Source organism: Micromonospora sp. NPDC047620 (assembly GCF_043205005.1).
GTDB lineage: Bacteria > Actinomycetota > Actinomycetes > Mycobacteriales > Micromonosporaceae > Micromonospora.
In genome coordinates this window covers 24,059-48,057 of the sequence record NZ_JBIDDG010000016.1, presented here as the reverse complement: position 1 = coordinate 48,057, position 23,999 = coordinate 24,059, and the positions used below count along the sequence as shown (strand labels likewise).

Below are 23,999 nucleotides of genomic sequence, written 5' to 3'. Positions count from 1 at the left end.
CCGGTGTAGGGCGTAGGGGGCATCCGTCTCAGGGGCTCTCAGCGGGCCGTCTTTGAGTGCCGGTGAGTGAGCGGCGGCGGAGGGCGGCCGGGAAGGGCTGGGAGGCGTTGACACGTTGACAATCGGTCGCCCCGGCCAGGTTTCCGCAGGTAACGTCCGGTGTTGGCCTGTCAACGCCAGGCGTTGACAGGCGTTGACACCCGTTGACATCGAACGGGCCAGCGGCACGGCCTTGGCGGGCGATTGTTCGCCAGGTGAGGTCGTGCTTGGCTCATGACATGACGAAGCGCGGGGTGCTATTTGCTGTCGGCGGGGTGCTTGCTGCCGTCGGAGCGGCGGCAGGTATCGCGGCAGTCCAGGTCAGCGAGGGTGGCATTTACCTCCTCGGCTTCGTGGTCATGATGGCCGGTGGCCTCATAATCGCGAAGGCGAGAAGGCTCGGGCTCCCGGCGAGGCGTAAGTGATCGGTGGGCTGTCAGCGGCTGTCAACGCGGCCCGTTGACACTCTCGTAGGTGTCGTGAGCTGCGGGAACGTCGCTGACCGAGGGCGCTGTCAGCGTGTCAACGCTTCCGGGGTCCTCTGCGACGGCGCGGGGGTGTACTTCGTAGCGGCCGTCCGGCCCGTGGCGGACCCATCCGAGGGCGGCCAGTTCGGCGAGCACCGCCGACACCTCGTCGGACTTGGGTAGCCGCCGGGAGACGCGGCGGTGCAACTCTCGGCGGGTGAACGTAGCCATGCCCTTGGCAGTGAGTACGCCGAGCACGTAGCGGGCGTTCTCCAGTGCGGTGTCGGTGCCGATGGTGGTCAGCGCGGCCCGGTAGTGCGCGGCGAAGAACTCGGCCAGGCGTACGGCGTCGGCCATGCGGTCGGCGTCGATGGGGCGTCGCCAGGCGTCGGCGGGGTGGTGGGCGACGTGCCCTCGCAGCGCGCCGGCTCGCTGGATACATCTCACCCGTGGTAGGCCGCGCCTACGGCCAGCCAGACCGTATGAAGCCCGACCCGCAACCGATCCTGCAAGCTGTTCAAGCCCTCGGGAAGCCACCATCCGCCTGCGTCCTGATCGGCGACTCTCTAACCGATCTCGAGGGAGCGCGGTCGGCGAAAGTGCGAGTGATCGGTTATGCGAACAAGCCATCTGCCAGCCAGGCACTGCCAGGGCCATGTACGAACTTGAGTCGGCAGACTTGGAAAGCGTGTTGGGTTCACACCCTCGCGAGTTCGAATCTCGTATCCTCCGCTCATCTGAGCAGCACGAACGCGAGGGACGGCCCCACCAGGGGCCGTCCCTTCGTCGTACGTGCGGTCGCGGCCGAGAGGGTCGACGACATGCTCTCCTTCTCCGCGCTCGACGGCACCCGGCTGTTTCCGCACGCCTCGGTCGCCGTCCGGCCGGGAGCAGGCCATTTCCCGTGGCACGACGACGCGGACCTGTTCGTGCAGACCGTCTCGGCATTCCTGAGGTGACGGGTGACGCGCCTGACCCTGACTCGGGGCCGGTCGAGAGGTGATCTCCGACGCAGGTCGATCAACCGACAGGGGCCGGAACCATACGCTGGCAGCCGCACTCGACAGCGAGATATCCGGCGGCGGCGACCTGAGGGCGACGACCGGCCCGGGGAAGGCGCGGACACAGATGAACACGATGTTGAACGCCGCCGAGATGCTGGCGGTGCTGGCCGCCGGGGTCGCGGCCGGTGCCATCAACGCGGTGGTGGGCTCGGGCACGCTGGTGACCTTCCCGGTCCTGCTGTCCCTGGGCTATCCACCGGTGGTGGCGAACGTGTCGAACACGGTCGGGCTGGTGCCGGGGGCATTCTCCGGGGCGTACGCCTATCGCCGTGACCTTGCCGGGCACGGCCGGCTGCTGGCGCGGTTGGGCGTCGCGAGCGTGCTCGGGGGGATCACCGGGGGCGTGCTGCTGCTGCGGCTGCCGCCGGGGGCGTTCCGGGCCATCGTGCCGGCGCTGATCGGGCTGGCGCTGGTGCTGGTGGTGGTGCAGCCGCAACTGGCCCGGGCGCTGGCCCGCCGGCGGCAGGGCCCGGAGGGCTCTCCGCCGCCCGCCGACGGGGAGGTCCGGCGGGTCGGGCCGCTCCTGCTCCTCGGCGTGTTCGCCACCGGGGTGTACGGCGGCTATTTCGGCGCCGCCCAGGGTGTGCTGCTGCTGGGGCTGCTCGGGGTGCTGCTCTCCACCGACCTGCGCTGGGTCAACGGGGTCAAGAATGTGCTCGCCGGCCTGGTGAACGGGGTCGCGGCGGTCATCTTCATCGTCCTGGGCACGGTGGCCTGGCAGCCGGCCCTGCTGATCGCCGTGGGTTCCGTGGTGGGTGGCCTGGTCGGCGGCCGGTGGGGGCGCCGGCTGCCGCCGGCGGCGCTGCGCGCCGCGATCGTGGTCGTCGGGCTCGCCGCCCTGGTCAACCTGCTGGCCTGAGCCGGCGCCGCCGGGGTGACCTCGTGGCCACGACCACCGGATCGCCGGCTATCTCGACATCCAACTCCAGGGCCAAGTGGTTAGCGACCCCGCGGACATCGCGGCCATGATGGCTGCGTGGGAGAACGTGCGCGGCGAGGCGCTGACCCACTGGCAGTCTGTCGATCTCTCACGGAAGTGGCGGAGACATGGAGCTGAATGGCGCGCGGTGGCGCAAGAGCAGCCGCAGCAGCGGCAACGGCGGCAACTGCGTCGAGGTCGCCGACAACCTGCCCGGCGTCGTGGCCGTGCGCGACTCGAAGGACCCGGCCGGCCCGGCGCTCGCCTTCCCGCCGGCGGCGTGGCGCGCGTTCGTCAGCCGGATCGCCGAGCGCCCCTGACCGAGCGGCGGTGACCGAGCGGCGGTGACCGAGCGGCGGTGACCGAGCGGCGGTGACCGAGCGGCGGTGACCGAGCGGCGGTGACCCGGGGCGGCGGGAACTCCGCCGCCCCGGTCGACCTGGGGTCACTCCGCCGGCACCGTGGCGGCCTCCAGGGTCGCCAGCGCCCGCCGCAGCGCGCCGGCCCGCCCGGCCGGCGTACGCGCCTTGAGCAGCGGCAGGAAGATCCCGTACCGGTCGCTGCGGCTCAGGGCCTCGAACGCCACGCGGGCACGGTCGCTGCCCGCGAGCGCCGCGACGAGATCTTCGGGCACGGCGGCGCTGCGCTGCGGGGCGTACGCCCTCGCCCACCGGCCGTCGGCCTTCGCGGCGTCGACCTGCGCGCGGCCGGCGGGGCGCATCCGGCCGGCCGCCTCCAGGGCGGCCACGCGGTCGACGTTGACCCGCGACCACGGGCTGCCCGGCCGGCGCGGCGAGTAGCGCTGGAGGAAGTGCGTCGCGTCCAGGCGGCGGCGGTGGCTGTCGATCCAGCCGTGGCAGATGGCGACGTCGCCGGCCTGCGCCGCGCTGATGGCGACCGCGCCCGAGCCCTTGCGGGGAATCGCCAGCCAGGCTTCGGACCGGGTGCCGCCGTGCGCGGCGAGCCACCCGTCCCACTCGTCGGCGTCCGCGAATCGGATGATCTCGACCTCGTCCACGACTGTCAGCCCTGCCCGGCGAGGATCTCGACGTAATGCGGGTTGTACATGACGCCCAGCAGGTTGCCGAACGGGTCGACCACGGTGGCGGTCACGAAGCCGCTGCCACGGTCCTGCGGCGGCTCGTGGGCGGTGGCCCCCAGCGCGAGCAGCCGCGCGAACATGCCGTGCACGTCGTCGACGTGCCAGTACAGGACGACACCGCCCGGCCCGGACGCCGCGCCCGGCGGCCGGTAGCGGCTGTCGATGAGGCCCAGCTCGTCCTGGTGGTCGCCGAGGCGCCATTCCGCGTAGCCGTCGCGCAGAAAGTACGGCTCGAAGCCGATCAGTTCCGTGTACCAGCCCTTGGCCGCCTGCCAGTCCGCCGCCCAGTAGCTGACGTTGGCCATGCCGCGCAGTCTCGGTGTCTCCGTCATGACCTCACGCTAGGACGGGTTGAGGAACAGTAGCTTCCTCAACCTCGGGCAGAATCGGGAAATGCTGGAAACCTCGGTACGGCTCCTGCGGCTCCTCTCGCTCCTCCAGCAGCGGCGCGACTGGTCCGGCGCCGACCTGGCGGCCCGGCTGGCGGTCACCACCCGGACCGTCCGCAACGACGTCGACCGGCTCCGGCAGCTCGGCTACCAGGTGGACTCGACCACCGGCCCGGCCGGCGGCTACCGCCTCGGCGCCGGCACCGCGCTGCCGCCGCTGCTGCTCGACGACGACGAGGCGGTGGCGGTCGCGGTCGGCCTGCGGGCGGCTGCGGCGGGCTCGGTCACCGGCATCGAGGACGTGTCGCTGCGGGCGCTGACCAAGCTCGAACGGACCCTGCCGGCGCGGCTGCGCCCGCGCGTCGACGCCCTGCGCACCACCACGGTCTCGGCGGCCGGCGGCGGGCCGACCGTCGACGCCGACACGCTGACCACCGTCGCGGCGGCGGCACACCGGCACGAACGGCTGCGGTTCGAGTACGCCGGCCACGACGGGAGCGCCAGCGTGCGCGACGTCGAGCCGCACACCCTCGTCTACACGGGCCGCCGCTGGTACCTGCTGGCCTGGGACACGGACCGGCGGGACTGGCGCACGTTCCGCGCCGACCGGCTGCGTCCGCTGCCGCCGGCCGGGCCACGGTTCGTGCCGCGCGAGCCGCCGGGCGGCGACGCGGCGGCGCACGTGCTGCGCGGGGTCCGCTCGCTGGTCTGGCCGTACCAGGCGCGCATCCGCTTCCACGCGCCGGCCGCCGTGGTGGCCGAGCGGAGCACCCCCACCTCCGGCGAGATCATCCCGCTCGACGACGCGACGTGCGAGCTGGTCACCGGCACCGACTCGCTGCACGACCTGGCCACATACCTGAGCAAGTTCGACGTCCCGTTCACGGTCCTGGCTCCCCCCGAACTCCACGACCTCCTCCACACCCTCGCCACCCGCTACCTCGCCGCCCTCCCCTCACCACGGCGCTCGCGCCCGGGCGAAAGCCCGCATTCCACCTGAAACGGGGGCCGAAAGTGCAAGATCGCGGGGGTTGACGTCGCGTTCCCACGGCGGGGGTGGTGGGCGGTAGCGTGCGGGTGTTGGTGGCGGAGGCCTGGGTCCGTCGTACACATGTTCCATCCACAGGCTGTGGACGGCGGAGGGCTCCGATGGGTTACCAGCTCAGCGCGGTCGTCGCGGACGCCGAGCTGCTCCGCGCGCAGACCGCCGACCTCGACCACGCGGTCCTCGGCGAGCTGCGCCAGGACTTCGCGCTGCTGCCGGTCACCCCACAACTGGTCGAGGAGCTGACCGGGGCGCTGCCCGACTTCTCCGTGGCGGAACGGTCGCCGGCGGAGCCGTTCCACCTGGCGCTCTCGGCCGCCCTCGCCGGGGTCCTCGCGGGCTGGTCGCGGTCGGGTCCGGTGGCGTACCTGGAGGCGGAGTTCGCCGGCGGCGCCGGCTACCAGTCGGCGGTGGTGTGGTTCGGCGGCGGGGCGAGCTGGGGGCCGCGCGTCGACCGCCTCTTCGACGGGCCGCGGCCGGAGTGGCCGCTCAACGCCGCGCTCGCCCGGCTCGGCGCGGAGCCCGGCGCGTGGATCGACCTGTTCGCCGAGCTGGGCCTGCACGTCGAGCGGAGCACCGCCGGGTGGCTCGCGCACGGCCGCCGGCAGCTGAGCGCCGACTACTGGGATGAGCTGGCCGAGGAGTGGGAAAGCCGGCAATCTGGGGACGACCAGCAACCTGAGCGCCCCGGCCCCGTTGGGGACTGGGGGATTCTATGAAATTGCGACAATTCGTCTTCATCGCGACGCTGCTGACGGCTGCCTCGATCGCGGGCAGTGGCGCGCGCCCGCAACTGCCCGAAATGGACGGCCGGCCCGCCGGGGCCCTCGACGTGGTCGGCCTGAACGGGCTCCGCAACATCGAGTTCGGCGACACCGAGGACGAGCTGACCCGGCGGGGCATCCTGCGTACCGACGTCGACGCCTGCGGCCCGTCACTCGCCGGGCACGACACGACCAGCCCGATCTTCGTCGACGACCGGCTCGTGCTGCTCTGGCTCGGCGACGCGACGCGCACCCCGGAGGGCGTCACCGCCGGCAGCCCCGTCGACGAGGTCTGGAGCCGCTACCCGTCGGCGCGCGAGCTGGAGGCTCCACACGGGACGCACCGGTTCGCCGGGCTGCTCGCCCGGCGGGGCGACCGCGCGTACCTGTTCCTGCACGACGGGCGCACGGTCCGCAAGATCATCGTCGGGTACGCCGACTGGGCCCAGCGCCTCTTCGAGGAGGGCCACAGCCCCTGCTGAACCGGACGACAGGACGATTGCCCAGCGATCGACGGGCATGGAATCATCGTCCCGCCGCGCAGGACGCACGGCACTTCACGGGGGAGTCGAATTGAGACCATTCCTGCCCACACGCCCGAAGAGTCGTACCGGAAGAAGCCTCTCGCTCCTGACCGCGACGGTCGCCACCCTGGCTGCGACCGTCCTGATCGGACCGGGGAACGCGTGACGCGCGAGCGGGCCGGCCCTCTGGGGTCGGCCCGCTCGCGGCACGTCGACGAACGCGAAACGCCCGGCCGTCCTCGGGACCGGCCGGGCGCTTCCACGATGCGCCACCCGATTCGGGGGACCCTGGCCGCTCTGGCACTCGCCGCAAACGACCCTCTTCGTGCGGGCCTCCTGGGTGGGAACCGAAACCGCCCGCGATCCGCACGGATTGGGCGGTGGAGTGCCGGGTAACCGCCGGGCATGGCGCGGTACACGAAGCCTGAGCTGAGAGAGCAGCTCAAGGAAAAGATCAAGGCTTCCGACAAGGGCGGCAGGCAGGGGCAGTGGTCGGCGCGCAAGTCGCAGCTGCTCACCAAGGAGTACCAGAAGCGCGGCGGCGGCTACGAGGGCCCGAAGGACGAGCGCCAGAAGTCCCTGCAGCGTTGGGGTGGCGAGCACTGGCAGACCAGCAAGGGCGACACCCGAGCGCGCAAGGGCGGCGAGACGAGTCGCTACCTGCCCAAGCGGGCCTGGGAGCAGCTCTCCGACGAGGAGCGGCGCGCGACCGACGCGAAGAAGCGGAAGGCGTCGAAGTCCGGCAAGCAGTATGTCGCCAACACCGAGCCGGCAAAACGGGCGCGCCGCGACGCCACCTCGGTCGGGCGGCTGTCGGAGTTGCCGGTCGCCGAGGCGGCCAAGCTGGTCCGGGGCCTCGACACGGGCCAGCTCAGGGCGGCACTGCGGAGCGAGCGCGACGGCAAGGGCCGCAAGACGCTCATCCAGCGGCTGGAGTCGGAGCTGGACCGGCGCTGACCGGCCACACGCTCGTACCGCTCGGGGACGGAGCAGAGGCGGTACGGCGTCCGGCTCGTCTGCCGCCGGTCCGGGGGTGGCCGGCCGGTTGCGCAGCTCACTGTTGGCGTTTGCCGAGCGGCGTGAGCCCGTCCAGCATGAGCCGGAGGCCCAGCTCGAAGATCCGGTCAAGATCGAGGTCGTAGCCGTCGACGGCGAAGCTCGCCATGAGCCGGGCGAAGGCGGGATACCGGCCGGTGGCGGCGATCACACCCATCGCCGGGCCCTGCTGTCGCATCCACTCGTCCTCGGACAGGCCGGTGGTGGCTTGGGCGTGCGCCTCCCGCTCGAGGTTCACGGCAAGGCCCTGCACGTAGCTGTACAACAGGACCTGCACGTCGAGGGTGGCGACAGCATCGAGGCCGGCGTCCTCCAGCGCGGCGAGGATCTGCTCCCCGTGCGCGAGGAGGCTCGGCAGCGGTAGCGGCCGGGTCAGCGGGCTCAGGTGGGCCAGCCAGGGATGCCGCCGGTGCAGCGCCCACAGCGTCCGCACCGCCCCCTCCACGCGCCCCCGCCAGCTCCCGGTGTCTTTCGCCGTGGCCGGCAGCTCTGCGAACGCCGCGTCGGCCATCAGCATGACGAGGTCTTCCTTACTGGTCACGTACCGGTAGATCGACATCGTCGCCGCGTCGAGCCGGGCCGCGATCCCACGCATCGACAGCGCCTCCAGGCCCTCGGCGTCGGCGATCTCGATCGCAACCTGCACGATCCGCTCACCGCTCAACTCTCGGTCGGATATCGCTGTGCCGCGCGGTGCCGGTGGCGACGCGTTTGCGGCCGAGACCGGCTCGGGCCGGGCGACCACCGTGCCGACCCGTGGCTCCGCCCGGACCAGCCCCTCCTGACGCAGGGTCGTCAACGCCTTTGTCGCGGTCGCGAGCGCGACACCCCACCGGATGGCGAGCTGACGCGTTGACGGCACCCGGTCGCCCGGCCGCAACTCTCCCTCGTCGATGCGGCGCCGGAGGTCGGCGACGATGCGCTGGTACGGCGGTTCGGTCACCGGACCCTCCCTCTGTCCTAGTACAGAGACCGTAGCAGTGCACCCTGATCTAGCACAGAAATGCAGGTCACAGCCTTGCACGCGCCTGGATGTACGTCGTACGTTCAGGTGCGTACGGCGTTACGATCAAGGAGGCGTCATGAAGAGGGTGTTGATCTCGGGTGCGAGCGTCGCCGGCCCGGCGGTGGCGTACTGGCTGCACCGGTACGGCTTCGCAGTCACGATCGTGGAGCGCGCTCCGGCGCTCCGCGCCGGCGGGCAGGCGATCGACATTCGCGGGGTTGCGCTCGACGTCGTCGACCGGATGGGCCTGCTGGCTCCGCTGCGTCAGGTGCGAACCCACGTGCGGGGCATGTCGATGGTGGACGGCGACGGCAACGAGCTGATGCGCTCGACCGAGCACGCCATCAGCAGTGGCCGGCTGGACAGCGACGACATCGAGGTGTTGCGCGAGGACCTCACCACGCTGCTCTACGACCGGACGAACGCCACCGTCGAGTACCTCTTCGGCGACTCGATCGCCACCCTCGAACAGGACGACCGCGGCGTGCGGGTGACGTTCGAGCGTGGGGCGCCCCGCACGTTCGACCTCGTGATCGGCGCCGACGGGCTGCACTCGACCGTGCGCCGGCTGGCGTTCGGGCCGGAGGCGCAGTTCGTTCACCACCTGGGCACCTACCTGTCCGTGTACACCAAGAACTTCCTGGGCTTGGAGGACTGGCAGGTCTGGTTCCGCGAGGGCGACCTCGGCGGCGGCATCTACCCGGCACGGCACAACACCGAGCTGCGGGTGAACCTCGGCTTCATGGCCGGGCCGATCGCGTACGGCCATCGGGACCTCGACGCCCAGCGCCGGCTGTTGGCCGAGCGATTCGCCGGGATGCGCTGGGAGGTACCGAAGCTGCTCGAAGGCATGTGGAAGGCGTCGGACTTCTACTTCGACGCGATGGCGCAGATCAAGCTCGACTCCTGGTCGCGCGGGCGGGTGACGCTGCTCGGCGACGCGGGCTACTGCGCCTCCCCGCTGTCCGGACAGGGCACCAGTCTGGCCCTGGTGGGCGCCTACCTGCTCGCCGCCGAGTTGGCCGCGGCCGAGGGCGACGACGCGGCAGCCCTCGCCCGGTACGAGCGGCGCATGCGCCCGTTCGTCACGATCAACCAGGCGCTGGCGACGGAGAACCCGGGCGGCCCGGCGTCGGAGGAGTCAGTGGACCACGCAAAGCGGGCGATCTCCCTCGACGGGTGACGCGGCCGACCTCGCTCCGTTATTCGAGGTCCGGGCGGTGCAGCGTCAGCGACTGGAACCGGTGGCCGCGGCCGGCGTCGACGGGGTGGAAGTCCACGACGTCGAACCAGGCGGCGGCGAAGCCGAGCAGTTGCTCGTCGGTGCGAAACGAGAAGAAGCGCGGCGGGTTGTGCTCGTCGTCGTCGAGGGGGCCTTCGGCGCTCTCGGTGCCGCCGTACACACCGAGGAAGAACAGCCCGCCGGGACGCAGGATCGCCCGGACCGCAGCCAGGACCGCGGGCAGGTCGTGGTTCGGCACGTGCAGCAGGCAGTTCATCGCGAACACCGCGTCGAACGAGCCGACCGGGAAATCCAGGTGAAGGAAGTCCATGACGTGTGCCTTGATGCCCTTGGCCCGGCAGTGCTCGACCATCACCGGCGAGAGGTCGGTCGCGACGACGGCAAAGCCCTCCTGCTGAAAGTAGGCACTGTCCTGCCCGGTGCCGGCGCCGATCTCCAGCAGCCGCGCGCCCGGCGCCAGTCGGTCCCGAAACGACTGCCGTTCCGCCAGCTTCCACGACTCCTTGGAGAGCGCCTCACGCCAGGCCGCGCGCGCGTCGTACGCGTCACGCAACGGGCCGAGCACCTCGTTGTATCGGACAGCCATGTCGATCATTATCGACGAACGGGACAGTCGGGATGCCCCCGCGACGGCCCCCGGCCCGACAGCGGTGGGCACTGCCCGATGCAGTGTCGGGGTGGCAACCGGCCGACTGGCCGGTCACCACCGACCGAGAAGCGGAACGCCCGGTGCGATCCTCGCGGATCGACCGGGCGTTCTCGCTGTTCACGAGCGGTGGCGGCGGGATTTGAACCCGCGGAGGGCGTAAACCCTCACACGCTTTCGAGGCGTGCTCCTTAGGCCACTCGGACACGCCACCGCCGACGAGGGTACAGGACGGCGGGTCTGGATGCCGAACCGGTATCCCCGCCTCCGGCCTGGCAGGATCCTTGCCATGAGTACGCACATCGGCGCGAAGCCGGGAGAGATCGCCGAACGGGTCCTGATGCCGGGCGACCCGCTGCGGGCCAAGTGGATCGCGGAGACCTACCTCGAGGACGCCAAGTGCTACTCGACGGTCCGGGGCATGCTGGGCTTCACCGGCCGCTGGAACGGCGTCGAGGTCTCCGTCCAGGGCTCCGGCATGGGCATGCCCTCCGCCTCGATCTACGCCCACGAGCTGGTCAACGAGTACGGCGTGAAGAGCCTGATCCGGGTCGGCTCCTGCGGCGCCCTCTCCGAGGACCTGCGGCTGCGCGACGTAATCGCGGCCAACGGCTCGTCCACCGACTCGAACATGAACCGGATGCGCTTCGACGGGCTGATCGACTACGCCCCGGTCGCGGACTTCGGGCTGCTGCGCACGTCGGTCGAGGTGGCCGAGCGGCGCGGCATCACGATGCGGGTCGGCCCGGTCCTGGCAGCGGACGCCTTCTACACCGACCGCCCGGACCTCTACGACACCCTCGCCGACTACGGCGTGCTGGCGGTGGAGATGGAGTCGGCGGCGCTCTACACGATCGCCGCCCGGTTCAAGGCCCGCGCGCTGACCCTGCTGACGGTCAGCGACCACATCAAGACGGGCGAGAAGACCACCTCCGAGGAGCGTGAGCAGACCTTCAGCCAGATGGTCGAGATCGCCCTGGACACGATCGTCGCCTGATCCCGGCCGCCGTCCCGCCGTCTGCTCCGACGGCGGGACGGCGTCGTTCCCGGGCTCCGGAGGCGGCCAGGGCTCCGCCGCGGCCGGACGATCCCGACGTGCGTGCCGTGGGAGCACCGGCTCCTGCGGTCGGGCCCGGCTCGCGTTGACCGCCGGCTCAGCGCGGCGGTCCGGCACCGGGTGGGGTCGACAGCGGTGCCGAGCTGCTGCGCAGATACGTCACCACGGCGACCACCCGGCGGTTGGTGTCGTCGGTGGGCGGCAGGTCCAGCTTGGCCAGGATGTTGCCGACGTGCTTGCCGACGGCGGCTTCGGAGACGACGAGGATTCGGGCGATGGCGGCGTTGGAGTGCCCCTCGGCGACCAGCGCGAGCACCTCACGCTCGCGGGCGGAGAGTTGTGCGACGGGATCGCGGCGGCGGCGCAGCAGCTGCCGCACCACGTCCGGGTCCACGACGGTGCCGCCGTCGACCACCTGGCGGAGCGCGGCGACGAACTCCTCGACGTCGACCACCCGGTCCTTGAGCAGGTAGCCCACCCGGTGCCCGTCGCCGGAGTCCAGCAACTCGGCGGCGTAGTTCTGCTGCACGTACTGGCTGAGCGCGACCACCGCCAGCCCGGGGTGGGCCCGGCGTAGCTCCACGGCGGCGCGTAACCCCTCGTCGGTGAAGCCCGGCGGCATCCGGATGTCGGTCACCACCAGGTCGGGGGCGTGCTCGGCGACGGCGGCCCGCAGCGCGTCCGCGTCGCCGACGGCGGCGGCGACCTCGAACCCGAATCTGGCCATCAGGCCGGCGAGTCCCTCCCGCAACAGCACACCGTCCTCGGCGAGGACCACGCGGATGGGGCGTCGTTCTACCTGCACGGAAGCTCCACGAGGATGAGGGTCGGCCCGCCCGCCGGGCTCGTCAGGTACATCCGTCCACCCACCGCGGAGACCCGGTCCGCCAGGCCGGTCAGGCCGGTGCCGCGTGCCGGGTCTGCCCCGCCCTGCCCGTTGTCGTGGATCTCGACGGCGAGGGTCTGGCCCCGCTGGCTGGCGGTGACGGTCGCCGCCGTGGCCCCGCTGTGCTTGGACACGTTGGCGAGCGCCTCGGCCACCACGAAGTAGGCGGTCGACTCGACGTGGGCGGGTGGTCGCCCTGGCAGGTCGGCGTCGACGGTCACCTCGATCGGCGCCTGGTCGGCCAGTTCGTGCAGCGCCGCCGGCAGCCCGAGGTCGGTCAGCACCTGCGGATGGATGCCGCGGATGAGTTCCCGCAGCTCGGTCATCAGCTGCTTCGCCTGCTCATGGGCGCCCGCCACAGCCTTGCCGGCGGGCGAGTCGGCCGGCAGGTCGAGGCGGGCCAGCCCGAGTTGCAGGGTCAGGCCGACCAGCCGCTGCTGGGCACCGTCGTGCAGGTCGCGCTCGATCCGGCGGCGCTCGGCCTCGAACGCGTCGACGAGGCGGGCCCGCGACCGCGCCACCTCGACCAGTTCGGCGTGAAGCCGGGTGGCCGGCCGGGCGGAGAGCAGCGCCCGGGCCGCCGCCCCGTGGGCGCTCGCGAGCAGCGCCAGCAGGTACGGGACGGCTGGCAGCAACGCGACGCCGGCGAGCGCGTACGGCACCGTGTCGGCGGCGGTGGCGACCTGGCCGAAGCCGAGCGCGAGCGGGCCGCCGGAGACCATCAGCGGGCTGGCGACCCACGCCACGATCAACAGCAGCAGGACCAGCACGACGCCGTACGCGACCGGCACCACGGTCGACAGCAGGGCCGCGTAGCCCAGCGCCCGCCAGGTGGCCGCCTCGGCGTAGCGGCTGCGCAGCCACCACCCCGGGCCGCCGGCGAGCGGTCGCCGGTGCGCCGGTTCGACGGGCCGGGTGTCGACCAGCCGCAGCCGCCAGCGTTCCACCGCCGCCACCGGCAGTGCCACCAGTGGGCCGAACGCCGCCAGCAGCCCGGCTCCCGCCAACGGCAGGAGCGCCAGTTCGGCGGGGGTCGGGGCGTCCCCCGTCGTGGCCTGGTGCAGCAGTACGGCCCAGGGCAGGGCGAGCACGGCCAGGGGTAGCCCTGCCACGAGCACCATCGGCGGGGTGGTCAGCAGGTAGCCCAGTGACCGCCATGGCCACCCGGTGACCACGAATCGGCGCCGGACGACCGCCCTGATCAGCGTCTGCGGCGGCGGGTCGGGCACCGGGCCACCATATCTCTCCCGCGGTCGAGGTATGCCTGGCTCTACCCTGCTTTGGGCGCTTGGCCGTAGTGCTCCGCACCCGCGCCGGGTGGTGAGCTTTGGGCATCCCTTTCCCCGTCTCGGGAGCCCTTCATGCGCCCTGTCCCCACCTTGACCGCCGCCGCCGTCGTGACCGCCGCGGCCGTTACCGGCTGCGCCGACGTGCGAGCGATCAACGAAGCGCGCGACGACCGGCGCGACTTCGCCCTGTCCAGCAAACAGTTGGTGATCGAGAGCGACGGCGCCGAACTACGCCTGGTCGCCGGCACCGGCGCGGCGGTCGAAGTCGAGCGGTCGCTGACCGGCAAGGCCACCCTCCGCGGCAACGCGTCCTGGTCCCTTGACGGCGACAGGCTCCGGCTGCGGGTGACGTGCAGCGGCCTGGTGCCGGACTGCACGGGCCGGCACATCGTTCACGTGCCGGCGGGCGTCGCGGTCCGGGTGACCAACAACGCCGCGGTACGGGTGGTCGGGCTGAGCGCCGACCTGACCGCGACGGTGACCGACGGCTGGCTGCGCGTCGAGAAACCCGCCGGGACCCTGCGTCTCGACGCCGAGTACGACATCGACGTCACCGGGGCGCGCTCCCCCGACGTCATCGCCACGTCCAGCGGCCGGAACGTCGACCTCGTCTTCGCCGCCCCGCCGAACCGGGTGGAAGTCCGCGCCGACGGCTCCGCCAAGGTCGCGCTGCCGGGCGGAGCGGAGACCTACCGCATCGTCGCCACGCCCGGCGGCTCCGCGCTCACCAGCGATCCGGCCAGCAGGCGAACGGTCACCGTCACCGCCGGCGAGGGCTACACCGCTACCGTACGAAAGGTGAGCTGATGTTGGAGCTGAACGACATCACCAAAATCCACAAGGGTCGGAAGCGGGCCGTCGACGGGATCACCATGCGGCTCGGCACCGGCGTGGTGGGCCTGCTCGGCCCCAACGGTGCGGGCAAGTCGTCGTTGATGCGGATAGCCGCCACCGTCACCAGGCCGACGAGCGGGCAACTGCTCTTCCAGGGCGCCGACGTCGTCGCGAAGCCCGAGGTGCTCCGGCGTCAGCTCGGCTACCTGCCGCAGGACTTCGGCGCCTACCCCAACCTGACCGCCCGAGAATTCCTGTCGTACCTGGCGGCCGTCAAGGGGCTCGCGGCCCGCTCCGCCCGCGCACGCATCGACGAACTGCTGGAGACCGTCAACCTGACAGAGGCGGTCAGGCGCCCGCTGGGCAGGTACTCCGGCGGCATGCTGCGCCGGGTCGGCATCGCGCAGGCGCTGCTCGCCGACCCGCGAGTGGTCATCGTCGACGAGCCCACCGCCGGCCTGGACCCGCAGGAGCGGGTGCGCTTCCGCAACCTGCTCAGCGAACTGGCCGCCGACCGGCTGGTGCTGCTCTCCACCCACATCGTGTCCGACATCGAGTCGGTGGCGAACGACATCGCGATCGTGGCTCAGGGTCGGCTGCTGCGCCGCGGCGCACCGGAGCAGTTGCTGCGCACCGTGACGGGGCACGTCTGGGAGACGGTCGTCGGGCCGGACTCGGTCGCCGCGGTGCAGGCCCGGCATCCGGTCAGCCGGATGGTCCGCACCGCGCACGGCGTGCGCGTACGGCTGCTGTCGACCACCGCGCCCGGGCCGGACGCGACGCCGGTGTCACCCGACCTTGAGGACGCCTACCTCGCGGTGGTGGGCGGGATGCCGGAGCTGGCCCGATGAGGCCGGGCATGCTGGGGGCGCTCGCCGTCGCGGACTTCCGCGAGCGCGTACGCCGCCCGGGGTACCTGGTGGTCCTGCTGGCCGCCGTCGGGCTGGGCTACCTGGCGGCGCCCGCGACCGGAACCAACTGGACCATCGTCAACTCGGGGGCGTACCGCGGTGTCTACAACAGCGCCTACCTCGGTACGGTGACCGCGCTGGCCGGAGCGCTGTGGCTCTCCGTCGGCGGCTTCTACGTGATCCGGACAGCGATCGCCCACGACGAGCGGACCGGCGTGGGGCAGTTGCTCGCCGCGACGCCGCTTCGCACCTGCGGATACCTGCTCGGCAAGTTCCTGAGCAACCTGCTGGTGCTGGGCTCGATGGCGGTGACGTTGGCCGGGACGGCGCTGGTGCTGCAGTTGGCGCGGGGCGAGTCCCGGGCCGTCGACCCGGTCGCCCTGCTGTTGCCGTTCGCGCTGTTCACGCTGCCGGTGTTGGCGCTCACCGGAGCCGCCGCGGTGGTGTTCGAGACGACCCCGGTGTTGCGCACCGGCGTCGGGAACCTGGTCTGGTTCTTCCTGTCGATGGCCTCGATCGTCGTCGGGCAGTCGGCGGACGCCCCGCTGGGCGGGTTCGGCGTGCACCTCTTCGCCGACTCCATGCGCGACGAACTGGCGGCCCGCGGCCTGACGGTCACCGAGTTCGCGCTGGGCCTGATGTACCTGGACAGTCCGCCCCGGGCGATCCCCTGGACAGGCGTGGACTTCACCGCCGGCTTCGTCGGCGAACGGTTCGTGCTCGTGCTGGTGGCGGCGGTGGCGGTGATCCTGCCGGCCGTCTGGTTCGGCCGCTTCGACCCGGCCCGCGCGGTCGTCCCCGCCGCGCCCGCGCCGGCCACCGCCGCACCGGTCGAGCCTCCCGCGACGGCGTACCCGGTGGTGTCGTCGCCCCGGACCGCGCCACGGCGCGGGCGTTCCTTCGGCCGCCTACTCGCCGGCGAGTTGCGGATCCTCGTCCGGGGTGTCTCCTGGTGGTGGTGGCTCGGTGTCGCGGTGCTGGTCGTCGCCGGGGCGGCCCTGCCCGCCAGCGCCTCGCGGGCCGCGCTCGTCGCGGCGTGGGTCTGGCCGGTGCTGGTCTGGTCCCGGCTCGGCACCCACGCCCGCGAGCACGGCGTCGAGGCGCTGCTCGGCGCCTACCCGTCCCCCGCCAGCCGGGTGTTGGCGCAGTGGCTCGCCGGTTTCCTGCTCACCGCGCTCGTCGGGCTGGGCCCGGCCGTGCGGATGGCCGCCGTCGGCGACCTGGGGGACTGGCTGGCCGGGGCCGCCTTCATCCCGGCGCTCGCGCTGGCCCTGGGCGTGCTGGCTCGCACCCACCGGCTGTTCCAGGCCACGTATCCGGCGCTCTGGTATGCCGTGGCCAACGGCGTCGCCGGCCTCGACTACATGGGCGCGCTGGCCGGCGGTCCGGCGCCCGTCGGGGTGGGCGCCGTGGCGGCGCTGCTGCTGGTGGTGGCCCTCGCCGCCACCGCCACCCGCGAGGCCCGCCGCTGACGGCGTCGGTGCCGCCCGTCATCCCCGGATGGCGGGCGGCGCTTTCGTGGCCACGATCACACCAGAAACAAATACGAACGCTCGTGCTTTTTGATTAGCCTCTGCCCATGACCGTCGACGGACGCCTCGCGCGGGGCGAGCGGAGCCGCGCCGCCGCGCTGGACGCCGCCGTGGTGCTGGCCACCGAGGTCGGCCTGCACGGGCTCTCCCTCGCTCAGCTCGCCGACACGCTCGGGGTCAGCAAGTCCGGCCTGTTCGCGCACTGGCGCTCCAAGGAGGCGCTCCAGCTCGCCACCGTCGACCGGGCGGTCGAGCAGTGGCAGGAACGCATCGTCGAGCCGGCCCTGGGCGCCCCGAAGGGCGTACGGCGGCTCTGGGCGTTGCACCAGGCCCGGATCGACTTCTACGCCGCCCGGGTACTCCCCGGCGGCTGCTTCTTCGCCAGCACCGACTTCGAGTACAACGCCCGCCCCGGCCCGGTCCGGGACCGGCTCGCCGAGGTGTTCGGCCGCTGGGCCGCGTTCCTCGAACGGCTCGTCCGGGAGGCCGTCGACGCCGGCGAGCTACCCGCCGACACCGACGTCCCGCAGTTGGCGTACGAGATCGACGCGCTCGGGATCACCGCCGCGCTGCGCTCCCGGCTGCTGGACCCCGACACCGCCTACCGGCACGCCCGCCAGGGCCTGCTGAACCGCCTACGGGCGCTGTGCCCCGACCCCACCCTGCTACCGGAAGGCCGCTCATGAGCCACGCCATCGCCGACCAGCCCGCCGTCGAGTTCGGTCACGTCGAGCCCGTCACGGTGCACTTCGACGACCTCGACGCCCTCGGCCTCCTGCACAACGCCCGGTACGCGGTGCTGCTGGAACGGGCCCTGACGGCGTACTGGGCCGCCCGGGGCGTCTCGTTCCAGGGCGCGCAGCGCAGCGCCCCCGACGTGTTCCACGCGGTACGCGAGTTCACCATCACCTACCGCGCCCCGATCACCGGCACCGGACCCGTGGCGGTGCACTTCTGGCTCGAACACTTCGGCACCAGCAGCGCCGAGTACGCCTACCAGTTCCGCTCGACCGACGGCCGCACCGTGCACGCCGAGGGCCGGCGCGCCATCGTCCGGCTCGACCCGGCCACTCTGCGCCCGGCGCCGTGGACCGAGACCGCGCAGGCGGTGGCCGCCACCCTGCTCCGCCCCGCCCCGAGCCCCGCCTGACACGGTTAGGGTGCGTCCGCCGGTCGCGCAGGCGACCACAGACGCACCCGAACCGTCAGGCCAGCGCCTCCGTGGGGGCGAGCCGGGCGGCGCGGACGGCCGGATACAGGCCGGCGCCAGCACCGATCGCCAAAGTCGCCGCCACGCCGCCGACCACCGCCCAGGCCGGCACCACGGTCGGCCACCCCTGGGAGAGCGCGTAGCCGGCGGTGACCAGGATGCCGAGCAGCACCCCGCCCGCCCCGCCCAACGCGGAGAGCAGCAGCGATTCGGCCAGGAACTGGGTGCGAACCTGCCCCCGGGTGGCACCCAGCGAGCGCCGCAGCCCGATCTCGGCGCGCCGCTCCAGCACCGAGATGACCATGGTGTTCGCCACCCCGACACCGCCGACCAGCAACGCCACCGCGCCGAGGCCCAGCAGCAGGCCGTTGAACGCCTCGTCGGTGGCCTCCGCGGCCGCCAGCGCGTCCGACGGCCGGGACACCTCCACCTCGTTCGGCGCCTCCGGGTTCGCGGTCGCGCCGAGCACCGACCGGACCGCCTCCACCGACGCCTCCCGCGACCGGGTGTAGACGGTCGTCGGGTGCCCGTCGAAGCCCAGGTACGTCTCCGCGGCCGGCCAGCCGACCAGCGCCGAGCCGTCCAACTCCGGGGCGAGCGGGGCCGGCGCCAGGATGCCGACCACGGTGAACCACCGGCCGCCGAGGTGCACCTGCACGTCCGGGCCGGCCGCGCCGAGCCCGAGCCGCCGGGCGGCGGCGTCGCCGAGCACCACGGCCGGGTACCGCTCGGTGGCCGCGTTCAGCCAGGTGCCGCTGCGTACCGTCGCGCCGACGGTGTCGACCAGCCCGAGCTGGGCGGCCCGGGTGGCGATGCCGCCCGTCTCGCCCGGCGGGATGCGGTCGGAGCGGTAGACCGGGGTCTCCGGCACCTGCCCGGTGGCGGCCACCGCGGTCACCGGCCCGATCCGGCCGATCATGGCGACCGACTCCACCGGGAGCCGCGCCTGGTCACCGAAGAGCGTGCTGCCCGGGGCCACGGTGAGCAGGTTGGTGCCGAGCCGGTCCAGGGCGCGGTCCAGGTCGGCGCGGGACGACGACGAGATGCCGACCACCGCCACCATCGCCGCGATGCCGATCGCGATGCCCAGGGCGGAGAGGAACGCGCGCAGCGGCCGGGTGCGCAGCCCCACCCCGCCGACCCGGAGCACGTCGGCCGGCCCCAGCCGGGCCGGCACCAGCCGCGGCCGGTTGTCCACCACCGTCAGCCCACGCCGGTCGCGCCGGGTGTCCACCGCCATCAGCGCACCCCCTCGGAGACCAGCGCCGCCGAGTCGGCCACCACCCGGCCGTCCCGCATCCGCACCTGCCGCGGCAGCCCGTCGGCGATCTCCCGGTCGTGCGTGATCACCACGACCGTGGTGCCCGCCACGTGCAACTCGCGCAGCAGCGTCAGCACTCCGGCACCGGCCACCGAGTCGAGGTTGCCGGTCGGCTCGTCGGCGAGCAGCACCGCCGGCTCCCCCACCACCGCCCGGGCCACCGCGACCCGCTGCCGCTCGCCGCCGGAGAGCTCGTGCGGCCGGTGCGTCAGCCGGTGCCCGAGCCCGACCCTGTCGAGCGCGGCCTCCGCGCGCCGCCGCCGCTCCCGCCGGGGTACGCCGGCGTAGAGCAGCCCGTCCGCGACGTTGTCCAGCACAGGCGTGCCGGCGGCGAGGTGGAACTGCTGGAAGACGAAGCCGATCCGGCGGGCCCGCAGCGCGGCCAGCTGGCGGTCCGGCAGGGTCGCCACGTCGTACCCGTCGATCCGGACCCGGCCGGCGGACGGACGGTCCAGCGTGCCGATCAGGTGCAGCATGGTGGACTTGCCCGACCCGGACGGGCCGACGATCGCCAGCAGTTCGCCGTACCGGATCCGCAGCGACACCTCGCGCAGCGCCACGACCCCGCCCGGGTACGTCCGGCTCACCCCGTCCAGCACGACGGCGTCAGCGGTCATGCCGGCATCCCCACGGTCATGCCCTCGGCCACGTCCGGGCCGCTGATCTCGACCCGGCCGGCGGCGAAGAGCCCCGTGGTGACCGCGACGACGCGGCCCCGCCCCGCGTCGACCACCTCCACCCCGTAGCCGCCCTCGGCGAGGGCCAGCAGCGCCGCCACCGGCACGGTGAGCACGTCGGGGCGCTCGGCGGCGGTGAAGGTGACCTCCACCGACGCCTGGTCGTAGCCGGCGAGCTTCGCCGGGTCGGCCACCGACACGGTGACCTCGATCTTCGTCTCGGCCTCGCTGTCCTGGCCCGGCGCGCCGCCGGTGCCGGCGTCGATCACCGTCTGCACGGTCTCGACCTTTCCGTTGACCGGCCCACCGTCGGGCAGCCTGACGGAGACCGCGCCGCCCTTCTTCGCCAGCCGTTGGTCGTCGACGTCCAGCTCCACCGTGACCAACCGGCTGGTGCCGGTGTACGTCAACACCGCCTGGCCCGGCTGGGCCGCGTCCCCGGGCGCCGCCTGCTGGCTCTCCACCCGGACCGCGCCGGACGCGTAGACGATCCGGCCCGGCTCGACCCGGCCGGTCTCGGGCAGCCCCAGCTCCTCCTGCCACTGCCGGACCGCGTCGGCGGTGCTGCCGGTGTACTCGTCGTCGACCGTGAAGCCGTCGTGGCCGAGCGCCCGGAGGTTCCGCTCGAACTGCTCGACGTCCGCCCCCTCCACGCCGGGTTGGAGCACCCGGTACGCGGGCAGCGACCCGTAGAGCAGCACCACCGGGTCGTTGTCCACGGCGTAGAGCCGCCCACCCCGCTTCACCGTCGCACCGGTGTCCGGCACCGCGGTGATCGTCCCGCTCAGTCGGACGGAGGCGGTGCGGGTGGTGCCGTACCCCAACTCGCCGTCGACGGTCTGGGCGTCGGTCAGCGTCTGCCGGGTGACCGTGGCGGTGGCCGGCGGGGCGGTGTCGGCGGCGGCGGTGCTGCGGTCGGTCCCGTCGAAGCCCACCGCGGCGGCGACACCGACGGCGGCCGCGCCCACGACGGCGGCCGCCAGCGCGACCGTCCGGAGCCGGAACCGACGAGCGCTCACCGCGCGGCTCCGGCGGTCTTCGGCGCGTACTGCCGGCACTTCTCCATCGCGGCCTTCATCTGCTGGTCGTCGACTTTCATCGCGTCGAGCCGCAGTTGGATGCCGCCGTCGGTGGAGGGGTCCGGGAACTCGGGCACGCCGTTCTCCCGCATGCAGGCGGCGAGCTTGCGCAGCTGCTCCACCTGCTCCGGGTCGAGCTTCCGCTTCTCCCCGCCGTTCGGCAGGTGCTGCCGGCACTTCTCCATGGCCGCCTGCACCTTTGCCGGGTCGGTCTTCCCGTCGAACCGGAACAGCCGGGCGCCGCCCGGCTCCGGGTCCGGCACCTCCACCCCGTTCTCCCGCATGCACCCGGCGAATTTCAACTGCCGTTCCTCGTCGCTGAGCTGGGCGGCGGCGGAGGCGGGCACCGGTTCGGCACCGCCGCCTCCGCCCGCCGTCGCCACCGCCGGTCCGTCGCCCGACCCGCCGCAGCCGGCGACGGCCAGGGCGACCAGCAGCGGCACCGCGAGTAGTCCTCGTCGCATGACACGCTTCCTCTCCGGGCCCGGCGGACGTCGCCGGGCACCCCCCGTTCGGCCCGGCGCTCCACCGGGCGTCCCGACCAGTCGACGACAGGGGGCGTATCCGGGGCGTAATCGGCGGCGTTAACGGCGGCGTTATCCGGGGCGCGGCACCATTGGCGGGTGAGAGTGCTGGTGGTGGAGGACGAGAGCCTGCTCGCGGAGAGCATCGCCGAGTGGCTGCGCCGGGAGGCGTTCGCGGTCGACGTCGCGTACGACGGCGAAGCGGCGCTGGAGCGGCTCGGCGTCAACGACTACGACGTGGTCGTCCTCGACCGGGACCTGCCGCTGGTGCACGGCGACGAGGTGTGCCGGACGATCGTGGACGGCGGCGGGGAGACGCGGGTGCTGATGCTCACCGCGGCGGCGGCCGTCCGGGAGCGGGTGGCCGGCCTGGCACTCGGCGCCGACGACTACCTGACCAAGCCGTTCGCCCTGGTCGAACTCTCCGCCCGGGTGCACGCGCTGAGCCGGCGGGCCCGCCCCGCCGCACCGCCCACGCTGGTCCGGGCCGGCATCGTGGTCGACCCCGGCCGCCGCGAGGTGCACCGGGACGGCCGGTACGTGCCGCTGTCCCGCAAGGAGTTCGCGGTGCTGGTCGAGCTGCTGCGCGCCGACGGCTCGGTGGTCTCCGCCGAGGAGCTGCTGGAGCGGGCCTGGGACGAGCACATCGACCCGTTCACCAACGTCGTCCGGGTCACCGTGATGAAGCTGCGCCGCAAGCTGGGCGACCCGCCGGTGGTCGAGACCGTGCCCGGTGTGGGATACCGGATCTCGTGAAGCGCCTCTCCCTCCGGGCCCGGCTGACCCTGATCTACGGCAGCCTCTTCCTGGTCGCCGGGTTGGTCCTGCTCGCGGTCACCTACGTACTGGTCGAACAGCGCACGACGCAGCCGGTCGGGATGGCGCTGCGCGACGCCAAGCCGGTCGTCCAGGGGATGGAGCCGAAGATCAACGGCGTCCCGGCCGAGCAGCTGCGGGTGCTGGTCGGCCGGGCCCAGGACGACGCCCGGGACCAGACCCTGTACTCGCTGCTCACCCAGGGCGGTATCGCGCTGGTCCTGGTCTCCGTGGTGGCCATCGCGTTCGGCTGGCTGGTCGCCGGTCGGGCGCTGCAACCGCTGCACCAGATCACCGGGACCGCCCGGCGGATCGCCGGCGCCGACGTGGCCGGACGCGGGCTGCACGAACGCATCTCGCTCTCCGGGCCGCGGGACGAGGTCCGGGAGCTGGCGGACACCTTCGACGAGATGGTGGAGCGGCTCGACCGCTCGTTCGACGGGCAGCGCCGGTTCGTCGCGAACGCCTCACACGAACTGCGCACCCCGCTGGCGCTCAACCGTTCGCTGATCGAGCTGGCCGTCACCCGGCCGGGCGCGTCCGAGGACGTCCGCCGGCTGGGCGAGTTGCTGCTCGCGGTGAACGAGCGGCACGAGCGGCTGATCGACGGTCTGCTCACCCTGGCCGACTCGGAGAACGAACTCACCGCCCGGTCCCGGGTGGACCTGGCCGAGGTGGCCGCGCACGTCGTCGACCAGGCGGTCCGGGCGGGCGCCGGGCCGGTGGTGGACCGGGAGCTGGCGGCGGCGCCGGTCACCGGCGACCCGGTGCTGCTGGAACGGGTCACCACCAACCTGGTGGAGAACGCGCTGCGGCACAACCTGCCGACCGGCGGGTGGGTCGGGATCCGCACCGGCGTGGTGGCGGGGCGGTCGACGCTGACCGTGAGCAACACCGGCCCGGTGGTGCCCGGCTACGAGATGGCGGCCATCTTCGAGCCGTTCCGCCGGCTCTCCGGCGAGCGGATCGGCGGTGGCCGCGGGTTCGGCCTCGGGCTGTCCATCGTCCGGGCGGCGACCCGGGCGCACGGCGGCACGGTGACGGCCCGGCCCCGCGACGGCGGCGGGCTGGACGTCACGGTCGAGCTGCCGCCCGCCTGACTCCCACCCGGGGGCAGACCGGCCTGCCTCAGCGGAAGAAGGCGCGCAGCAGCGCGGCGCTCTCCGACTCCAGGACGCCGCCGTAGACCTCCGGCCGATGGTTGAGCCGACGGTCGCGCAGCACGTCCCAGAGCGAGCCGGCGGCCCCGGTCTTCGGCTCCCACGCGCCGAACACCACGGTGGACACCCGGGCCAGCACGAGCGCGCCCGCGCACATCGTGCACGGCTCCAGGGTGACCACCAGCGTGCAGCCGTCGAGCCGCCAGCGACCCAGCCGCTCCGCCGCCCGGCGCAGCGCCAGCACCTCGGCGTGCGCCGTCGGGTCGCCGGTCAGCTCCCGCTCGTTGCGCCCCGTCGCCAGCTCGGCGCCGTCCGGCCCGTAGAGCACGGCGCCGACGGGGATGTCGTCGGAGGCGTCCTCGCCCGCCCCGCCGGGGGGCTCCGCCGGCCCGGTGACCGCGACCTCCAGCGCCCGGCGCATCCACAGCTCGTGCCGCTG

General features: G+C 73.1%; 29 protein-coding genes, 1 tRNA gene and 2 pseudogenes. 19 read left to right on the top strand and 13 right to left on the bottom strand.

What is annotated here, in order from left to right:
• Nucleotides 1-278 precede the first annotated feature (278 nt).
• Nucleotides 279-464: a hypothetical protein gene (locus ACGF5C_RS20870; RefSeq protein ID WP_393303901.1), complete on the top strand. Its 186-nt coding sequence runs from the start codon at nt 279-281 to the stop codon at nt 462-464.
• Between the two features lie 21 nt (nt 465-485).
• Here the strand turns inward: ACGF5C_RS20870 and ACGF5C_RS20865 are convergent, their stop codons facing one another.
• Nucleotides 486-953 carry a hypothetical protein gene (locus ACGF5C_RS20865; protein WP_393304083.1) on the bottom strand — a complete coding sequence of 156 codons (468 nt, stop codon included), beginning with the start codon at nt 951-953 and terminating at the stop codon, nt 486-488.
• On the opposite strand from ACGF5C_RS20865, the pseudogene ACGF5C_RS20860 reads away from it, so the two are divergent.
• From ACGF5C_RS20860 to ACGF5C_RS20840, 5 genes and pseudogenes are all read left to right on the top strand, one after another.
• Nucleotides 920-1,138: pseudogene (locus ACGF5C_RS20860) on the top strand (HAD family hydrolase); the annotation flags it as partial. The gene ACGF5C_RS20865 and the pseudogene ACGF5C_RS20860 overlap by 34 nt on opposite strands.
• Before the next feature lie 189 nt (nt 1,139-1,327).
• A complete protein-coding gene (locus ACGF5C_RS20855) occupies nt 1,328-1,465 on the top strand; it encodes an alpha/beta fold hydrolase (protein ID WP_393304081.1) in 138 nt (45 codons plus the stop codon).
• A gap of 169 nt (nt 1,466-1,634) precedes the next feature.
• Entirely contained in the window at nt 1,635-2,429 is a 795-nt protein-coding gene (locus ACGF5C_RS20850) for a sulfite exporter TauE/SafE family protein (protein ID WP_393303899.1), read from the top strand.
• Nucleotides 2,430-2,454: 25 nt separating this feature from the next.
• A pseudogene (locus tag ACGF5C_RS20845) lies at nt 2,455-2,627 on the top strand (XRE family transcriptional regulator); the annotation flags it as partial.
• Entirely contained in the window at nt 2,618-2,809 is a 192-nt protein-coding gene (locus ACGF5C_RS20840; RefSeq protein WP_357456327.1) for a DUF397 domain-containing protein, read from the top strand. The pseudogene ACGF5C_RS20845 and the gene ACGF5C_RS20840, both read left to right, overlap by 10 nt.
• A 125-nt stretch (nt 2,810-2,934) precedes the next feature.
• Here ACGF5C_RS20840 and ACGF5C_RS20835 read toward each other — a convergent pair whose 3' ends face one another.
• Together ACGF5C_RS20835 and ACGF5C_RS20830 are read right to left on the bottom strand one after the other, a co-directional pair.
• A complete protein-coding gene (locus tag ACGF5C_RS20835; RefSeq protein ID WP_393303897.1) occupies nt 2,935-3,507 on the bottom strand; it encodes a YdeI family protein in 573 nt (190 codons plus the stop codon).
• A gap of 5 nt (nt 3,508-3,512) precedes the next feature.
• On the bottom strand, nt 3,513-3,923 hold the full coding sequence (locus tag ACGF5C_RS20830) for a VOC family protein (RefSeq protein WP_350709574.1): 411 nt from the start codon (nt 3,921-3,923) through the stop codon (nt 3,513-3,515).
• Between the two features lie 61 nt (nt 3,924-3,984).
• Here ACGF5C_RS20830 and ACGF5C_RS20825 point away from each other — a divergent pair, with 61 nt between their 5' ends.
• From ACGF5C_RS20825 to ACGF5C_RS20810, 4 genes are all read left to right on the top strand, one after another.
• Nucleotides 3,985-4,980 (top strand): helix-turn-helix transcriptional regulator, encoded by a 996-nt coding sequence (locus ACGF5C_RS20825; RefSeq protein ID WP_393303895.1) that lies wholly within the window; start codon nt 3,985-3,987, stop codon nt 4,978-4,980.
• A 149-nt stretch (nt 4,981-5,129) separates the two neighbouring features.
• The gene (locus tag ACGF5C_RS20820) at nt 5,130-5,744 is read left to right on the top strand and encodes a hypothetical protein (RefSeq protein ID WP_393303893.1); all 615 of its coding nucleotides are present in this window, start codon (nt 5,130-5,132) and stop codon (nt 5,742-5,744) included.
• A gap of 32 nt (nt 5,745-5,776) precedes the next feature.
• Nucleotides 5,777-6,271: a hypothetical protein gene (locus tag ACGF5C_RS20815; RefSeq protein ID WP_393304065.1), complete on the top strand. Its 495-nt coding sequence runs from the start codon at nt 5,777-5,779 to the stop codon at nt 6,269-6,271.
• 447 nt (nt 6,272-6,718) lie between these two features.
• Entirely contained in the window at nt 6,719-7,270 is a 552-nt protein-coding gene (locus ACGF5C_RS20810) for a hypothetical protein (protein ID WP_393303891.1), read from the top strand.
• Nucleotides 7,271-7,367: 97 nt separating this feature from the next.
• Here ACGF5C_RS20810 and ACGF5C_RS20805 read toward each other — a convergent pair whose 3' ends face one another.
• Nucleotides 7,368-8,312, bottom strand: a complete 945-nt coding sequence (locus tag ACGF5C_RS20805; protein WP_393303889.1) for a TetR/AcrR family transcriptional regulator C-terminal domain-containing protein — start codon at nt 8,310-8,312, stop codon at nt 7,368-7,370.
• A gap of 139 nt (nt 8,313-8,451) precedes the next feature.
• Here ACGF5C_RS20805 and ACGF5C_RS20800 point away from each other — a divergent pair, with 139 nt between their 5' ends.
• On the top strand, nt 8,452-9,558 hold the full coding sequence (locus tag ACGF5C_RS20800) for an FAD-dependent monooxygenase (protein ID WP_393303887.1): 1,107 nt from the start codon (nt 8,452-8,454) through the stop codon (nt 9,556-9,558).
• Nucleotides 9,559-9,577: 19 nt separating this feature from the next.
• Here the strand turns inward: ACGF5C_RS20800 and ACGF5C_RS20795 are convergent, their stop codons facing one another.
• Together ACGF5C_RS20795 and ACGF5C_RS20790 are read right to left on the bottom strand one after the other, a co-directional pair.
• Nucleotides 9,578-10,213, bottom strand: a complete 636-nt coding sequence (locus ACGF5C_RS20795; protein WP_393303885.1) for a class I SAM-dependent methyltransferase — start codon at nt 10,211-10,213, stop codon at nt 9,578-9,580.
• Nucleotides 10,214-10,391: 178 nt separating this feature from the next.
• Nucleotides 10,392-10,478, bottom strand: a tRNA-Ser gene (locus ACGF5C_RS20790).
• A 75-nt stretch (nt 10,479-10,553) separates the two neighbouring features.
• Between ACGF5C_RS20790 and deoD the strand changes: the two genes are divergently transcribed.
• Nucleotides 10,554-11,261: a purine-nucleoside phosphorylase gene (gene deoD / locus ACGF5C_RS20785; RefSeq protein WP_393303883.1), complete on the top strand. Its 708-nt coding sequence runs from the start codon at nt 10,554-10,556 to the stop codon at nt 11,259-11,261.
• 157 nt (nt 11,262-11,418) lie between these two features.
• On the opposite strand, the gene ACGF5C_RS20780 is transcribed toward deoD, so the two are convergent.
• Nucleotides 11,419-12,105: a response regulator gene (locus ACGF5C_RS20780; RefSeq protein WP_393268589.1), complete on the bottom strand. Its 687-nt coding sequence runs from the start codon at nt 12,103-12,105 to the stop codon at nt 11,419-11,421.
• 11 nt (nt 12,106-12,116) lie between these two features.
• Nucleotides 12,117-13,436, bottom strand: coding sequence for a sensor histidine kinase (locus ACGF5C_RS20775; protein WP_393303881.1), 1,320 nt, complete (start codon nt 13,434-13,436; stop codon nt 12,117-12,119).
• Nucleotides 13,437-13,568: 132 nt separating this feature from the next.
• On the opposite strand from ACGF5C_RS20775, the gene ACGF5C_RS20770 reads away from it, so the two are divergent.
• From ACGF5C_RS20770 to ACGF5C_RS20750, 5 genes are all read left to right on the top strand, one after another.
• On the top strand, nt 13,569-14,303 hold the full coding sequence (locus ACGF5C_RS20770; protein ID WP_393303879.1) for a hypothetical protein: 735 nt from the start codon (nt 13,569-13,571) through the stop codon (nt 14,301-14,303).
• A complete protein-coding gene (locus ACGF5C_RS20765) occupies nt 14,303-15,181 on the top strand; it encodes an ABC transporter ATP-binding protein (protein ID WP_393303877.1) in 879 nt (292 codons plus the stop codon). Before ACGF5C_RS20770 ends, ACGF5C_RS20765 begins: the two co-directional genes overlap by 1 nt.
• Entirely contained in the window at nt 15,178-16,713 is a 1,536-nt protein-coding gene (locus tag ACGF5C_RS20760; protein WP_393303875.1) for a hypothetical protein, read from the top strand. Before ACGF5C_RS20765 ends, ACGF5C_RS20760 begins: the two co-directional genes overlap by 4 nt.
• A gap of 107 nt (nt 16,714-16,820) precedes the next feature.
• Nucleotides 16,821-17,459, top strand: a complete 639-nt coding sequence (locus ACGF5C_RS20755; RefSeq protein WP_393303873.1) for a TetR/AcrR family transcriptional regulator — start codon at nt 16,821-16,823, stop codon at nt 17,457-17,459.
• On the top strand, nt 17,456-17,923 hold the full coding sequence (locus tag ACGF5C_RS20750) for an acyl-CoA thioesterase (protein ID WP_393303871.1): 468 nt from the start codon (nt 17,456-17,458) through the stop codon (nt 17,921-17,923). The genes ACGF5C_RS20755 and ACGF5C_RS20750 overlap by 4 nt, the downstream gene beginning before the upstream one ends.
• A gap of 55 nt (nt 17,924-17,978) precedes the next feature.
• On the opposite strand, the gene ACGF5C_RS20745 is transcribed toward ACGF5C_RS20750, so the two are convergent.
• The 4 genes from ACGF5C_RS20745 to ACGF5C_RS20730 are packed head-to-tail and all read right to left on the bottom strand — an operon-like array spanning nt 17,979 to nt 21,524.
• A complete protein-coding gene (locus ACGF5C_RS20745) occupies nt 17,979-19,223 on the bottom strand; it encodes an ABC transporter permease (RefSeq protein WP_393303869.1) in 1,245 nt (414 codons plus the stop codon).
• Complete coding sequence (locus ACGF5C_RS20740; RefSeq protein WP_393303867.1) at nt 19,223-19,921, bottom strand: ABC transporter ATP-binding protein; 699 nt, start codon at nt 19,919-19,921, stop codon at nt 19,223-19,225. Before ACGF5C_RS20740 ends, ACGF5C_RS20745 begins: the two co-directional genes overlap by 1 nt.
• On the bottom strand, nt 19,918-21,000 hold the full coding sequence (locus tag ACGF5C_RS20735) for an efflux RND transporter periplasmic adaptor subunit (RefSeq protein ID WP_393303865.1): 1,083 nt from the start codon (nt 20,998-21,000) through the stop codon (nt 19,918-19,920). The genes ACGF5C_RS20740 and ACGF5C_RS20735 overlap by 4 nt, the downstream gene beginning before the upstream one ends.
• Complete coding sequence (locus ACGF5C_RS20730; protein WP_393303863.1) at nt 20,997-21,524, bottom strand: hypothetical protein; 528 nt, start codon at nt 21,522-21,524, stop codon at nt 20,997-20,999. The genes ACGF5C_RS20735 and ACGF5C_RS20730 overlap by 4 nt, the downstream gene beginning before the upstream one ends.
• 159 nt (nt 21,525-21,683) lie before the next feature.
• Here ACGF5C_RS20730 and ACGF5C_RS20725 point away from each other — a divergent pair, with 159 nt between their 5' ends.
• Together ACGF5C_RS20725 and ACGF5C_RS20720 are read left to right on the top strand one after the other, a co-directional pair.
• Nucleotides 21,684-22,340: a response regulator transcription factor gene (locus ACGF5C_RS20725; protein WP_393303861.1), complete on the top strand. Its 657-nt coding sequence runs from the start codon at nt 21,684-21,686 to the stop codon at nt 22,338-22,340.
• Nucleotides 22,337-23,500: a sensor histidine kinase gene (locus tag ACGF5C_RS20720; RefSeq protein ID WP_393303859.1), complete on the top strand. Its 1,164-nt coding sequence runs from the start codon at nt 22,337-22,339 to the stop codon at nt 23,498-23,500. The genes ACGF5C_RS20725 and ACGF5C_RS20720 overlap by 4 nt, the downstream gene beginning before the upstream one ends.
• Nucleotides 23,501-23,528: 28 nt before the next feature.
• On the opposite strand, the gene ACGF5C_RS20715 is transcribed toward ACGF5C_RS20720, so the two are convergent.
• A complete protein-coding gene (locus ACGF5C_RS20715) occupies nt 23,529-23,981 on the bottom strand; it encodes a nucleoside deaminase (protein WP_357696155.1) in 453 nt (150 codons plus the stop codon).
• Between the last annotated feature and the right edge of the window lie 18 nt (nt 23,982-23,999).